Genomic DNA, 14,571 nt, shown 5'->3' on the forward strand with positions numbered 1-14,571 from the left:
ATGGCGTGGTGAAGGGCTATTCCTTTTGTGAAGTTGCATTTTGATTGTGTCACTAGTCCGGGCGTGCAGCTTGGTGATTGCCCGTGGCAACGCTCGACACTGCCCCGAAAACCGGGGGATTCTGAGGTCGATTGGAAGCAGGAGGTGATCGCGTCGCAGGGATTAGGAATCCTCTGTGGGGCCTCTTGAAGGGCGTTGCGACAGCCCTGCTGTGACGAGCTGGGAAGGCCGATTTGGGTAGGGGGCGGGCACCTAAATCGGGGGTGTTGGCGCGAGCTGAAGGTTTTCGAGGCCTGCCTCGTCCTCGGGCGTGCAGGTGTTGAGCCAGCGCGCAATCGCGTCGCGCTCGGCGGGTGTTACCCAGAGGCTGTATTTCTTCTTCACTGAAACCTGCCGAGCGACGTACTGACAGCGAAAAGCCGAATTAGGAGGAATCCAAGTGGCGGCATCTCCGTCTCTTTTCTGTTGGTTAGCCGGACCATCGACCGCGAGAAGGTTAAGCGGGTCATTCGCGAACTCCTGGCGTTGCTCTGGTGTTAGCTGCTGGGCGCCTTTTTGCCAGGCATCGCTCAGTGCTACAACGTGGTCAATCTGGACCGCCGAAGAGGTTCTCTGTCCGCGCCTGAACTCTATGAGTGTGCCTGTGTACGGATCGCTCAACTGACCAGCGAGAACTACGCAATCTCGCGTATTCGGTTTGTATTCCTTATTAATAAGGTCGCGGCCGAGGATGTCATTGCGGGTATCGCAGCCGTTGTGGCCGAACTCTGCCACGACATCGTCGCTCCAGCGTTGGCCGAATTGCTCACGTTCATAACCGGTTTTGGGGGCGCGCCCCTTGATCGGTAGCTCCTCGAGGGCACCCCTGGCGGCGTCGGCAAGCGGGAGGGGGATCGGTGTAGCCTCGCTTGGCTGATCCGGCGCAGGGGCGGGTGCGGGCGGAAGTGTGGGAGGGGATGGTGGGGCGGAAGGCTGGCCGATGCTTGGGGTGGGGCTTGGGCTTAACGACGGTACTTGCCCGCCCTGTGGCATCGCCGAAGGGGAGCAGCCCGCGACCATCGTGCCGATGAGTAGACCTGCGAGGGTTGTGGCGGCCGAAGTGGTGTGGCGGGGCATGTGACTCACTTTATGGGCTTGTCCGGATTGGGGTGGTGTCAACTGAAAATATATCGAAAATTAGTGCGAGATAGGTGGGGGTAGTGGGACTACTGCAGGGTGAAAAGAATTTAAAAGTATAAGAAACGGTGCGTAGGGCTGAATTTTGCCTGCGCTGGGAGCTCGTGGGTATTTGCGTCGGGGGTGAAGAAGCCCGGCAGTCTACCTAGTTGCGTATTGCATTACGCCTAGGTGAAAGTGCATAGTTCTAATCAGTTAGAAATAGATAATTTGCATCACATTTGGGTAGCGCCGTGAGGTGCTGTACTCGGTTTGGTGCGAAATACCTAAGCACCTAAAGGGGATAACAGCCATGACCCTGAAAGATTCACCCATGACCACGCTTGCCCGCGGTCCCAAGCGAGAGGGCCTGTACAACCCGGCCCAGGAGCACGACGCCTGTGGTGTCGCCTTCGTCGCGGACATCCACGGTCGCCAGACGCGCGACATCGTGGAAAAGGGTATCCAGGCCCTGGTCAACCTGGACCACCGAGGCGCAGCAGGCGCGGAGAAGAACACCGGCGACGGCGCCGGCATTCTCATCCAGGTGCCCGACGCGTTTTACCGCGCCGAGTTGTCCAAGGAAGGCGTCATCCTCCCGCCGGCCGGCACCTACGCCACCGGTATTGCCTTCCTGCCGCAGGCCCGCATGGCCACCCTCGACGCGATCCGCGCCATCGAGGACATCTGCGCCGAGGAGGGCATCGAGATCCTGGCCTGGCGCGACGTGCCGGTCAACCCCGAGGAGCTCGGCTCCATGGCACGCGATGCCATGCCGGTGTTTCGGCAAATTTTCGTTACTGCAAAGAATCATGAAGGGCATCAGCTCTCCGGAATCGACCTGGATCGCAAAGTCTTCTACCTGCGCAAGCGCTGCGAGCGCGAACTCGGCAATCGCGGCGCCGGAGAGGGCTCGGGCAGTGACACCGTCTACTTCCCGTCGCTGTCCTCGCGCACCATCGTCTACAAGGGAATGCTGACCACCCCGCAGCTGTCGAATTTCTACCTCGACCTGCAGCGCGAAGAGGTTACCTCTGCGCTCGCCATCGTCCACTCCCGCTTTTCGACGAACACCTTCCCGTCCTGGCCACTGGCGCACCCGTACCGCTTCGTCGCTCACAACGGCGAAATCAACACTGTGCGCGGCAACGAAAACTGGATGCGTGCCCGCGAATCCCTGATTCGCTCCGGTGCCCTCGGAAATATCGACCGCGCCCTGCCGGTGTGCGACCCGAACGGCTCTGACACCGCGCGCTTCGACGAAGCACTGGAGTTGCTGCACCTGGGCGGTCGCAGTCTTCCTCACGCAGTCATGATGATGATTCCGCAGGCCTGGGAGCACGACGACACCCTGGATCCGAAGGTCCGCGCGTTCTACGAGTACCACGCCTGCCTGATGGAGCCGTGGGACGGTCCGGCCGCAGTGTGCTTCACCGACGGCAATGTCATCGGCGCCACCCTGGACCGCAACGGCCTGCGCCCGGGACGCATCTGGGTCACCGACGAGGGCCTGGTCGTCATGGCCTCCGAGGCCGGCGTTCTGGACATCGCACCGGAGCACGTTGTGCAGCGCACCCGTGTCCAACCCGGGCGCATGTTTCTGGTGGACATGGAGGCGGGCCGCATCGTCGAGGACAAGGAGATTAAGTCCACCCTCGCCGCTACCGGCCCGTACCAGGAATGGGTGGAGCAGAGGCTCGTCGATAAGGCGGACCTGCCCCAGAAGCGCTACCAGTACATGCCACACATCCGCGCGGTGCTGCGCCAGCGCGTCTTCGGCATAACGGAGGAAGACGTCGATCTCATCATCCGCCCGATGGCCCTGACTGGAGCCGAAGCAATCGGCTCGATGGGGTCGGACACCCCAATCGCGGCGCTATCTAACCGCCCACGCATGCTGTTCGACTACTTCTCCCAGCGTTTCGCGCAGGTGACCAACCCTCCGCTTGACTCCATCCGCGAGAAGTCCGTGACCAGTATGAATACTCTGCTGGGTGCGGAGATTAACATCCTGGAGCCTACTGCCGCGGCCGCTCGGCGCATCCGCCTGGAACACCCGATTCTGGATAACCACGACTTCGTCACCCTGTGCAAGGCCGGCGAGGACGAGCGCTTCTCCGAGTTCCACGCCGAAGTCATCTCAGGCCTGTACCCGGTCGCCCAGGGCGGCCGCGGCATGCGCAACGCCATCCGCCGCGTACGCCGCGAGGTCTCCGAGGCCATCGACCGCGGCGCTCGCCTAATCGTGCTGTCCGACCGCGAGTCCGACGAGCGCTTCGCACCAATTCCGTCTCTGCTGCTGACCTCTGCGGTCCACCACCACCTAGTGGAGGAGCGCACCCGTACCCGTGCTTCCCTCATCATCGAGGCCGGCGACGCCCGCGAGGTCCACCACATGGCCATGCTGCTCGGCTTCGGTGCAGATGCCATCAACCCGTACATGGCGTTTGAGACCATCGACGAGCTGCGCATGAAGAACCAGCTCGGCACCCTGACCCTCGACGAAGCCTGCTCTAACTACTGCAAGGCCGCCTGGGTGGGCGTGCTGAAGGTCATGTCTAAGGTGGGTATTGCCTCGCTGCAGTCCTACCGCGGCGCGCAGCTGGCGGACATCGTTGGCCTGTCCCAGGAGTTCCTGGATGAGTACTTCACCGGCACCGTTTCCCCGCTGGAGGGAGTCGGCCTGAACGACATCGCCAGCGACGTTGCCGCACGTCACCGCAGCGCCTTCCTACCGCGTCCCGAGGAGCAGGCGCACCGCGACCTGGATCTCGGCGGCGAGTACAAGTGGCGTCGGGAAGGCGAGTACCACCTATTCAATCCGGAGACCATCTACACGCTGCAGCACTCGACCCGCACCGGGCAGTACGCCGTGTTCCGCGACTACACCCGCAAGGTCGACGACCAGACCAAGCAGCTGGCGACCCTGCGCGGCATGCTGGAGTTCACCTCCGACCGCGAGCCAATCCCGGTTGACGAAGTCGAGCCGGTCTCGAGTATTGTCAAGCGCTTCTCGACGGGTGCGATGTCCTACGGCTCCATCTCCGCCGAGGCGCATGAGACTCTGGCGATTGCCATGAACCGCCTGGGCGCCATGTCCAACTCTGGCGAGGGCGGTGAGGACCCGGCCCGCTTCGACATGGAGCCCAACGGTGACTGGAAGCGTTCGGCTATCAAACAGGTTGCCTCGGGACGCTTCGGCGTGACCAGCCACTATCTGTCCAACTGCACGGATATCCAGATCAAGATGGCGCAGGGCGCGAAGCCCGGCGAGGGCGGCCAGCTGCCGCCGAACAAGGTCTACCCGTGGGTCGCGGAAGTCCGCGTCACCACCCCGGGCGTCGGCCTAATCTCGCCGCCGCCACACCACGACATCTACTCGATCGAGGACCTGGCGCAGCTGATCTACGACCTGAAGAACGCCAACCCGCGCGCCCGCATTCATGTCAAGCTAGTCTCCGAGCTGGGTGTCGGCACGGTCGCCGCCGGAGTGTCGAAGGCGCACGCCGACGTTGTGCTCATCTCCGGTCACGACGGCGGCACCGGCGCATCCCCGCTGACCTCGCTGAAGCACGCGGGAGGCCCTTGGGAGCTGGGACTTGCCGAGACCCAGCAGACCCTGATGCTCAATGGCCTGCGCGACCGCATTCGCGTTCAATGCGACGGTCAGCTCAAGACCGGTCGCGATGTTATGGTCGCCATGCTGCTGGGCGCCGAGGAGTACGGTTTCGCGACCGCGCCGCTGGTCGTCGAGGGCTGCGTCATGATGCGCGTATGCCACCTGGACACCTGCCCGGTCGGTATCGCCACGCAGAACCCGAAGCTGCGCGAGAAGTTCACTGGCCGCGCCGAACATGTGGTCAACTTCTTCACCTTCATCGCACAGGAGGTCCGCGAATACCTCGCCGAACTGGGCTTCCGATCCATCGATGAAGCCATCGGACGCGTCGAGTGCCTACGCCCGCGCACGGACCTCGACAGCCTGCCCCGCGCCGCCCGCCTGGACTTGTCCCGCTTCCTGCACGCCGCCGAGAGCCCCTTCTTCGAAGACCAGGATCCGCGCTGCACCAAGGAGCAGGACCACGGCCTGGCAGGCTCCATGGATGAGCGCCTTATTGCCGAGGCGGAAGCACTGCTTTCCGACGCCCGTGCCAAGCGGGATCTGACCCCTGTGACGGTCAACCACGCCATTACTAACGTGGACCGTTCCGTCGGCACGCGACTGGGGCACGAGGTGACGAAGGTGTCGGGTCGAGACGGCCTGCCCGCGGACTCGATTATCCTGAACTTCACCGGCTCGGCCGGAAACTCGGTGGGCGCGTTCCTGCCCGGCGGCGTGACCATCAACCTGGAAGGCGACGCCAACGATTTCGTCGGCAAGGGCCTGTGCGGGGGAAAGATTGTGGTCAAACCGTCGCGCTCGGCGCCGCCGACCGCGAATCTGGCGACCGACACCATTGCGGGTAACGTCTTGGGCTTCGGCGCTACCAGCGGCGAGATTTACGTCCGCGGTACCGTCGGCGAGCGCTTCTGCGTCCGTAACTCGGGCGCAACCGCGGTGGTCGAGGGCATCGGCAACCACGGCTGTGAGTACATGACCGGCGGCCGCGTGGTCGTGGCCGGCCCGGTGGGGCGCAACTTCGGCGCCGGCATGAGCGGCGGCATCGCCTACCTGCTGGACACCGAGGAAACCCGCGCGAACCTGAACACCGAGCTGATCGACGTCCTGCCGCTGGAGGCCGAGGATTCCGAGTGGCTGGAGCGCACCCTGGCGGTCCACCGCAAGGTCACCGGATCGAAGACCCACTACCCGGCGGGTCAGTTCATCAAGATTATGCCGCGCGACTACGCCCGCGTCTTGGACGTCATCGAGCGCGCGGAGACAGAAAACACTGACATCAACGTTGCAATCATGGAGGCAGTGAATAATGGCTGATCCGCAGGGTTTCATGAAGTATAAGCGCGAAGAGCCGCTGCACCGTCCGGTTCCGCTGCGCCTGATGGATTGGAAGGAAGTCTACGAGGAGGGCCGTGAGGGTCTCATCGAGGAACAGTCAGCGCGTTGCATGGATTGCGGCGTCCCCTTCTGCCACTCTGCCTGCCCGCTGGGCAACATCATCCCGGAGTGGAATGATTTGGTGCGCCAGGACCGCTGGCACGAGGCCTTCGAGCGCCTGCACGCGACCAACAACTTCCCGGAGTGGACAGGTCGTCTGTGCCCGGCCCCCTGTGAGGGCGGCTGCGTGCTTGGCATCAACGACGACGCCGTGACCATTAAGAACATCGAGCTGGCTATTGTTGAGCGCGGTTTCGACGAGGGCTGGGTGCAGCCAATCGTGCCGACCTTTGACACCGGCCAGCACGTCGCAGTCGTCGGCTCGGGCCCCGCAGGCTTGGCTGCCGCGCAGCAGTTGACCCGCGCCGGCCACGACGTCACCGTCTTCGAGCGCGACGACAAGATCGGCGGCCTGATGCGCTACGGCGTGCCGGATTACAAGATGGAGCAGCGCTTCCTTGACCGACGCCTGGAGCAGATGGAGATCGAGGGCACCGAGTTCCGCACCGGCATCTCTCCGACCGCCGCCGACCTGGCCGAGTTCGACGCCGTGGTTCTCGCCACCGGTGCTGCCATCCCGCGAGACCTCCCGGTCGACGGCCGTGACCTCGACGGTATCCACCAGGCCATGGAGTACCTGCCGGGTGCCAACCGTGTCGCCGCTGGTGAGCTCGATGTTGCACCTATCGATGCCAAGGGCAAGAAGGTCGTCGTCATCGGCGGTGGCGATACCGGCATCGATTGCTTCGGTACCGCGCTGCGCCAGGGAGCCGCGTCCGTAACGCAGTTCGACATCCGCCCGCGCGCCCCGAAGACCCGCGCTGCATCGACCCCGTGGCCGATGTACCCGCTGGTCTGGCGCGTGGCGACCGCCCACGAAGAGGGCGAGTACACCATCACCGGCTCCGAGCCGCCGGAGGCCACCGAGGCGCTCGGCCTGAACGCCCGCGTGACCGGCGAGGCCCTGGGCAAGCGCGTGTTCAACGTCAACACCGTCGCCTTCCACGGCTCCGAGGGCAAGGTCACCGGCCTATCCGCCAACGAGGTCGAGGTCATCGACGGCAAGCGTGTGCCCATGGAGGACACCGATTTCGAGCTCGACGCCGACCTGGTCCTCATTGCCCTGGGCTTCTCAGGTCCGGAGCGTGGCGGCCTGCCACATGAGTTGGGTATCCAATTCGACGATCGCGGTGTCATGATGCGTGACGACGAATACATGGCCCTGCGCACCGACCTCGAGGGCAACTTCGACGGCCCCGTCTTCGTGGCGGGCGACAACGGTCGTGGCGCCAGCCTGATTGTGTGGGCCATCGCCGAGGGACGTGCGTGTGCGGAGTCGGTCGACCGTTACCTGATGGGCGAGTCGAACCTGCCGCGCGCAGTCGAACCGAAGGACATGCCAATCGGCATGTAATGGGGAACTGAGCTGGCGTGATGCTAGCTCAATGAAATAACAAAGACTAGGTTGGGGCCCGCTTCATGGCTGTCGGGCTCCAACCTTTCCCTGTTTCAGCGGCATGATTGTGATTGGGCAGGAGTGAGGAGGACGGGGAATCTAGGCGAATTAATATTCAGTGGATGAATACCGGCAACAGAAACGCCATGCCTATGCCCCAGGTGACGTGCATTACGGATGCCGAGATTAGTCTGCTCGACCTTTTTACTTCCATTGTCGCGAATCCTCCGATGAGGAGGGCGGCGACGAAAAGAAGGGGGACCCCCATGGCCGCAGTGACTGCAATGTAGAGTGCCATTTGCGAGATGATTGCCATCGAAGGTGTCATACTTCGGTCAAATTCTCCCTGGGCGACGTCCCTGAAAAACATTTCCTCACCGATGCCGTTGACGACCAACGTGACGAGCGTCAGCCAGACCGTGCTGGTGCCCATGTTTGCGAGCAGTTCAGCAACGGGCGCTGCCAAAGCCGGGATGAAACGGACTCCCATCGCTCCAACGATGAACACGGCGACGAGACCGAGCCCCAGCGCCATGCCTCTGACCGACTCCTGCAGGTAGGTACCGAGAAAAGCGTCGCGGCGCCCTGCGAGCAGCCATGAAAAAAGCCATACCGCTGCCGTGAAAAACGTCGCCGCATAGAAACCGACCGAGCCGGCTCCCGAATTCGCTGCGACGAATAAGCCGATTGCCCCCAGAGCGGCAGGTAGAAGGACCCTGGAGGTAATTCGGCCCATCGCTGGTGCAGTGGAAGTGTTAGGGGCTGAAGATGGCATAAAACCAGTCTGGCATGAGGAGCAAACCTGTGGCCGAATTGGCAAAGGTATGTACGCTGGGGCTACATAGCGTATTTGGCAATCGCCAACGAGAGGACAAGTCCGTCATGGACACAGGCAACACCGCATCCACTCCACGTCTGGCCCTGGTCACCGGAGCTACCGGTTACGTCGGTGGAAACGTCACCCGAGAGTTAATTAATAAGGGGTGGGCCGTACGCACCTTGTCTCGTAGCCGTGACAAAGCCCTATCCATGGAGTGGGGTGACCACATCGTTGACGAGGGTGACACCGCCGGTGCCGGCCAGGTCGAAGTATTTGAAGGCGACGCATCGCGGCCCGAGGACCTCGATCAGGCTTTAAGGGGTATCGATGTGGCCTGGTATCTGGTGCATTCCATGTCCAGCGATGACGATTTCAAAGACACAGAGATTGCCATGGCTAAGGATTTCGCCGAGGCTGCAGAAAAAAACGAGGTGGGACGAATCGTCTACCTGGGCGGACTGCACCCCGACGGTGAGGAACTATCCGAGCACCTGGATTCCCGGGTGAAGGTTGGCGAGGTATTCCTCGACTCCGAAGTTCCCACGGCTGCTCTCCAGGCGGGTGTAGTGCTCGGTGCGGGGTCAATATCATTCGAGATGCTCAGGCATTTATCCGAGCGCCTTCCGGGTGCCATCGGGCCTAAGTGGATTCAGAACAGGATCACGCCTATTTCCGTCCGAGACGTGGTCTTCTACCTCACCGGTGCAGCAGACTTGCCCAAGGAGGTCAACCGTACCTTTGACATCGGAGGCCCAGTCACCCACAGGTACGCGGACATGATGAAGGAGTACGCGGCGACGCTTCGCCTCGGCCCGAGGGTGATTTTTTCTGCTCCCGTGGCTACACCCGAGCTCGCTTCGCACTGGATCTCTCTGGTCACACCCGTGGGAGCTCAGATTGCGAAGCCGCTAATCGGGAGTTTGATGCACGACACGGTGGTCAAGGAGCGTGACCTGGAGTCCTATATCGGCACCCCGGAGGGCGGTAATCAGTCCTTCAAGGAAGCTGTCCTGGCTGCTACGGAGCGCGTCGATACACGACGCTGGCTACGTACATTCGCGACGGTGGGAGCCGCGGTTGCCGCATGCGCGACAGTGGGCGGCATCCTAACCGATCCGAAGAATAAGGAGTACCGCCGTCTGGACCTGCCGTCGTGGCAGCCGCCGGCAGGGATTTTCCCGGTCGTCTGGACTGCGCTGTACGCCGATATTGCCGTGGTGAACTCACTAGTCCTGTCCGACAACCTGGAATCTGACGACGATGGGGACAGTAAGTGTTCCGCACGTAGCAACAGTGTGGCACTGGGAATCAACCTTCTGCTAAATGCCGGCTGGCCCGGGGTGTTCTTCCGTTCGAAGAAGAAGGGTGTGGCCACAGTGTGGTCTGGAGCTCTGGCTCTAAGCTCCGCTGACTTGGTACGCCGAGCATGGAAATCCGCCCCGCAACGCGGAGTCGTTCTGGCCCCCTACGCAGCGTGGACTTCCTTCGCCACGATTCTCAGCGGAGCAATTCGTAGGAGGAATAGGTAGAGGTGGCCACTCATGCTCCTGGTCTGAGGGGACCTACCGGGGCAGGTCGATACCTTCCCGGTAGAGCTTCCAGAACTCCTCTGCCTGAGAGCCCCAGGCAACGTTGACTCCGTCGGGTGCCATGCGGGTGGGCAGGGTTGCGGAGGAAACAGGAGTTGAAACGACGGCCCTGAGCAGTTGTTGCATTTCTCCGATGCCGAGAGTGTGCTTGGTTTCGCCGGCAAGCGTGTTTAGAAGAATCGTGAAATCGCTGATGGATTGAATGGTGCCGCGATTGTCGACAATTTCGCGCTGGCGAAAATAATCGAGGATGGCGCCGAGGATTTCCTGCTGACGGTTAATCCGGGCGAGGTCGCTGCCATCGGCGACCGTTTTGCGTGCGCGCAGCTGCTTGAGAACCTCAGCTCCTGTGAAATGGCGAACCATGGGGGTCGCAGATGGTTCGCTCGCGGCGGATTCGGGGCGTTTGCTATTACGGACAATGAGCCCGTTTTTGTCGGTGGGTAGGTCGACGCCGCCGAGCGCGTCGATGGTGTCGGTTGCACCAGAAAAGGTAATGGCGACGCTGTCATGGATAGAGATGCCAGAGGCCTCGGAGAGTGCAGTCGCTGCGCAGGACATCCCGGCTGCGGCGGGGCTGTCGGGGACCGTCCCCGAGTTGGTGTCGTCACCGGTGATTGAACCGTAGGCGAATGCTGCGTTGAGTTTGTCCATTTCACCGGCATGGCTGCCAGTGCATTTGGGCATTGTGACTTGGGAGTCCCGAGGGACGGAGACGATATCAATCCAGCGTGGGTTCTCACGGGTTCTGATGAGCATCATCACGTCGGAGCGCTGAGCTTCGAACTGGCTGCTCGAGCTATCGATGCCGAGGAGGAGGATAGTTCGAGGCTGATCAGCGCTAGTTTCGACATCGCTCAATTGGCTGACGGGGCGGATGTGCCACCACAGGGTAGCTGCGAGAACCATCACAATGATGAGGAGCACTGCGACAGCCGTGACGAATGCTGAAACTATGGGGTGCGAAAGTAGGAATGCTGACCATTTTTCGCGATTGGGTGTCTCGGAAGTGAGAAGATAACTCGGTTCGCGCGGAGCTGGTTTCTGCGGCCCGGAGGCGGTCGGGTTTTGTGCCACAGAGAAGACTTTAGCAACCCAAATATCGTTTTATTCAGCGGGTTTTCGAATTTCAATGGGATGTGTATGAGTGATATGAGTCACATAACCTCATGTGTTCTAAAAATTTAGCCCTCTTACCAGGTCAGAGAAAAATGGCAACCGCGTGGTGGAATTACGGTTACCTCACATGCGGTGCAGACGCCCATTGTTAAGAAGATATAACCACAATAACTTTGTGTCCATCAAAAGTATGTACGCCAGCGCAGCGGAAGAACATGCAGTGCTGTTAACACAACACCAGGGGCACCATTATGAAAGTTGGAGAATGGAAGCAGGCGCAGTGGGTTGCGCTTGACGTACTGGCGTGGCTAATTGCTCTGGCAGCAATGGTGGGCCTTATCAATGATGATATGGTGGCGCTGTCCAACATTTCGAGCACGAATTACATTATTATCGGCTTGGCGATACTGGTTATGGTGCTGTTGGGCATCTCACTCGGTGAGTACTCCTCCCCGCAGCGTGTCTGGCCGGGCAGCCGCACGGAGGATATCGTCCTGTTCATCCTCAACATGGCCGCATCCGTGACGGCTTCGGCGTTGACCATCATCCTGGTAACGAATCCGCCGATTGAATGGTTCATTCCGCTCGCCGCAGGTATCTGCGCGACCCTGTTCGGGATTCTGGCCCGCACGGTCGCACGCTGGATCGCGACCAACTTCAGGTCAAAACACCGCTGCGAGCGATTGGTAATTCTGGGTGCCGGTCGGCGTGCTAAGTACTTCATCAACAGCCTGACCGATGCCGGAACCTCTCGTGATAATCGATTCCAGGTTGTCGCGGTCGTTGATCCGGAGCAGGGGTCTGTCCACCGCTTCCACGGTCTGCGTGTCGTACGCGGAATTGAGCAGCTCGAGGATGTGGCTTCGCGTACCCGCGCCGAATCCGTCATCATTGCCACTGATGAGGCGCTGTCGACCGAGTATATCAACGTGCTCAACCACATCTGCGAGGAATCGCAGCTGCGTCTGCTGGTGCTGCCGCCGGTGGAGGAGTACTCCCGCCATCGCGGTGCCCGCACGACTTCCCAGGTTCGCGAAATCAACATTGCCGATCTGATTGGCCGCCAGCCGCTGAACCTGGACGAGACGAAGGTCTCCTCCTTCATCCGAGGCAAGAAGGTGCTGGTTACCGGCGCAGGTGGCTCCATTGGCTCCGAGATTTGCCGCCAGGTCCACCGCTTCGGCCCCTCCGAGCTGATCATGCTCGATCGCGATGAGGGCGGCCTGCACGCCACCCAGCTCTCGCTCACCGGCACAGCGCTTCTCGACGGCTCCGACACCGTCCTGGCCGATATCCGTGACGCGGAGACTCTGAACCAGATTTTCGCCGAGCGCCAGCCGGATATTGTGTATCACGCTGCGGCCCTGAAGCACCTGCCCCTTCTGGAGAGCTACCCGGCCGAGGCGGTCCAGACCAACGTCGTCGGCACGCAGAATGTCCTGAATGCTGCAGCAAGGGCAAATGTCTGCACCTTCATCAATATTTCCACTGATAAGGCGGCAAATCCGGCGTCGATTCTGGGCGAGTCGAAGCGCGCCGCGGAGCGCCTGACCGCGCATATGGGCAACGAGCACTCCGGCGTCTGGGCGTCGGTGCGCTTTGGAAACGTGTTTGGCTCCCGCGGCTCGGTAATTACCACCTTCCAGCGCCAGATCGAGGAGGGCGGCCCGGTGACGGTGACGCACCCGGAGGTCGAGCGCTACTTCATGACCATCCCCGAGGCCTCCCAGCTGGTGCTGCAGGCCACGGTCGTCGCGGAGTCCGGCGAGACGCTGGTGCTAGAGATGGGAAAGCCGGTGCGCATCGCCGACCTTGCCCGCAACCTGATTAAGCTTCACGACGCCGACGTGGACATCGTCTACACCGGTCTTCGCGAGGGCGAGAAAATCTCCGAGGACCTGGTCGACGATCGCGAGGAGGCAGCCGTCGGAGACCGACACCCGCTGATTACCGAGGTCCGCGTCGAGGCGGAGCCGCTCGACCCGTCGATTGATTTCTACACGCACGACCACCAGGGTGCGCGACGTTGGCTCGCGGAGCACGGCGGCTCGGAGCAGACCCACGCTGTGATGTCGGCAGCGGTCGGAGAGCAGAGCTAGTGGCAGCACCCGCATCGCCCGCTTCTTCGCAGGTAGGGCGACGTATCCGCACAGTTGCGACGATTTCGGCGGCCTCGGCGCTGGCCGCGGTCGTCGCTTTCGTGGTAAGTATCCTATCCGCGCGAGTGCTGGGGCCTTCCGGTCGAGGAGAGGTCGCGACGGTCCTCCAGTTCGCCTATGTGGTGGCTCCTTTCGTCGGATTCGGCGCAGACCGGCTGTTGCTGCGCCGCGATGACCGCGCCCACGGTCTGGTCCCTTCCGTATCAGCGATGGTGCTGGTCGCCGCCTTGGCCGCGCTGGTGGCGGGGCTCGTCTACGGCCCGTGGCTCGCGCTGACCGGCGTGGTCGCGCTGGTTACTGTGTCCTTCGCCATCGTCCGAGCGGTCGCGATCAGTCGCGGCAGGATTGCTTTCTTCGTCGCTTTCTTCGCCGCCTTCCAGGGCTCCGTGCTGCTGATTAGCCTGGCGCTGTACTTCCTCGGAGTGTCCGACTGGAGAGCCTGGGCCGCCGCCTATATCTTCCCGGCGCTGCCGCTTGCGGCGTGGGCTCTCGCTAAAGCGCGGGCGCTCACGGATGCGCGGGCCGGTGGTGTTATCGAGACTGCGCGCACGAACGCCCCGTTCATTGCATCGGGGTTGGGCACGCTGGCGGCCACCCGCCTCGATCGCGTCCTGCTGCCGGCACTGGCGTCGCCGGCTTCGCTCGGCCTGTACATCGTCGTGGCCACTGCCACGGAGCCGCTGTACTGGGTCGCGCAGTCGGTCGCCGATCAGCGAACCAGTGAAACGAGTGGGCAGGGCCGTACGCAGGTGTCGTCGGCAAGCGTGGGGAAGAGGCTCGCAGTGATTGCGGCCGCCTACGCGCTGCTCGGAGGCATCGGCGGCGCGGTGCTCTACGTGCTGATCGTGCCGGTGTTTGGGTCGGAGTTCGCGCCCGCGCGTGAGTTGGTGGCGCCGCTGGCGGTCGCGGCAGTTCTCCTGGGCTGCTACCGGCACCTATGCGGCGAGATCCTCGGCAGCGCAAACCCGCGCCGGATTGGCGTGGTGGAGCTAGCTGCAGTGGTCATCGCTGTGGTCTGCTACCCGATCGGAATTCTGCTTGCCGACGCCCTCGGCGCCGCCTGGGCCAGCGCTGTCGTGTACCTGCTGGCGGGGCTGGTTGCGGCAGGCGTGCTGCTGCGTGGTGCGTCGCGAGGCGGGGATAGCGGCGGTGTCAGTGGCAGCGATGGCGGCAGCGAAAAAGATACTTCTACCAGCGTCGAAGGGGCGTAGTTAGAT

The 14,571-nt window shown here is 62.1% G+C and carries 8 protein-coding genes; 5 read left to right on the forward strand and 3 right to left on the reverse strand.

All coding sequences use genetic code 11. The features are described 5' to 3' along the window. Window positions 1-252: 252 nt before the first annotated feature. Complete coding sequence (locus tag CLAC_RS00290) at window positions 253-1,116, reverse strand: HNH endonuclease family protein (RefSeq protein WP_053411217.1); 864 nt, start codon at window positions 1,114-1,116, stop codon at window positions 253-255. Window positions 1,117-1,468: 352 nt separating this feature from the next. Between CLAC_RS00290 and gltB the strand changes: the two genes are divergently transcribed. Together gltB and CLAC_RS00300 are read left to right on the forward strand one after the other, a co-directional pair. Beyond that, the gene (gene gltB / locus CLAC_RS00295; protein WP_245621902.1) at window positions 1,469-6,091 is read left to right on the forward strand and encodes a glutamate synthase large subunit; all 4,623 of its coding nucleotides are present in this window, start codon (window positions 1,469-1,471) and stop codon (window positions 6,089-6,091) included. Continuing rightward, the gene (locus tag CLAC_RS00300) at window positions 6,084-7,625 is read left to right on the forward strand and encodes a glutamate synthase subunit beta (protein ID WP_053411219.1); all 1,542 of its coding nucleotides are present in this window, start codon (window positions 6,084-6,086) and stop codon (window positions 7,623-7,625) included. The genes gltB and CLAC_RS00300 overlap by 8 nt, the downstream gene beginning before the upstream one ends. 157 nt (window positions 7,626-7,782) lie before the next feature. Here the strand turns inward: CLAC_RS00300 and CLAC_RS00305 are convergent, their stop codons facing one another. Then, a complete protein-coding gene (locus CLAC_RS00305) occupies window positions 7,783-8,442 on the reverse strand; it encodes a CPBP family intramembrane glutamic endopeptidase (protein WP_082312926.1) in 660 nt (219 codons plus the stop codon). A 29-nt stretch (window positions 8,443-8,471) separates the two neighbouring features. Between CLAC_RS00305 and CLAC_RS00310 the strand changes: the two genes are divergently transcribed. Continuing rightward, a complete protein-coding gene (locus CLAC_RS00310) occupies window positions 8,472-10,016 on the forward strand; it encodes a tryptophan-rich sensory protein (protein WP_245621903.1) in 1,545 nt (514 codons plus the stop codon). Between the two features lie 33 nt (window positions 10,017-10,049). Here the strand turns inward: CLAC_RS00310 and CLAC_RS00315 are convergent, their stop codons facing one another. Beyond that, window positions 10,050-11,153: an LCP family protein gene (locus CLAC_RS00315; RefSeq protein WP_156324720.1), complete on the reverse strand. Its 1,104-nt coding sequence runs from the start codon at window positions 11,151-11,153 to the stop codon at window positions 10,050-10,052. 293 nt (window positions 11,154-11,446) lie between these two features. Between CLAC_RS00315 and CLAC_RS00320 the strand changes: the two genes are divergently transcribed. Both CLAC_RS00320 and CLAC_RS00325 read left to right on the forward strand, forming a co-directional pair. Then, window positions 11,447-13,294, forward strand: a complete 1,848-nt coding sequence (locus CLAC_RS00320; protein WP_053411223.1) for a nucleoside-diphosphate sugar epimerase/dehydratase — start codon at window positions 11,447-11,449, stop codon at window positions 13,292-13,294. Next, a complete protein-coding gene (locus CLAC_RS00325) occupies window positions 13,294-14,565 on the forward strand; it encodes a lipopolysaccharide biosynthesis protein (protein ID WP_082312927.1) in 1,272 nt (423 codons plus the stop codon). The genes CLAC_RS00320 and CLAC_RS00325 overlap by 1 nt, the downstream gene beginning before the upstream one ends. Window positions 14,566-14,571 lie beyond the last annotated feature (6 nt).

Source organism: Corynebacterium lactis RW2-5 (assembly GCF_001274895.1).
GTDB lineage: Bacteria > Actinomycetota > Actinomycetes > Mycobacteriales > Mycobacteriaceae > Corynebacterium > Corynebacterium lactis.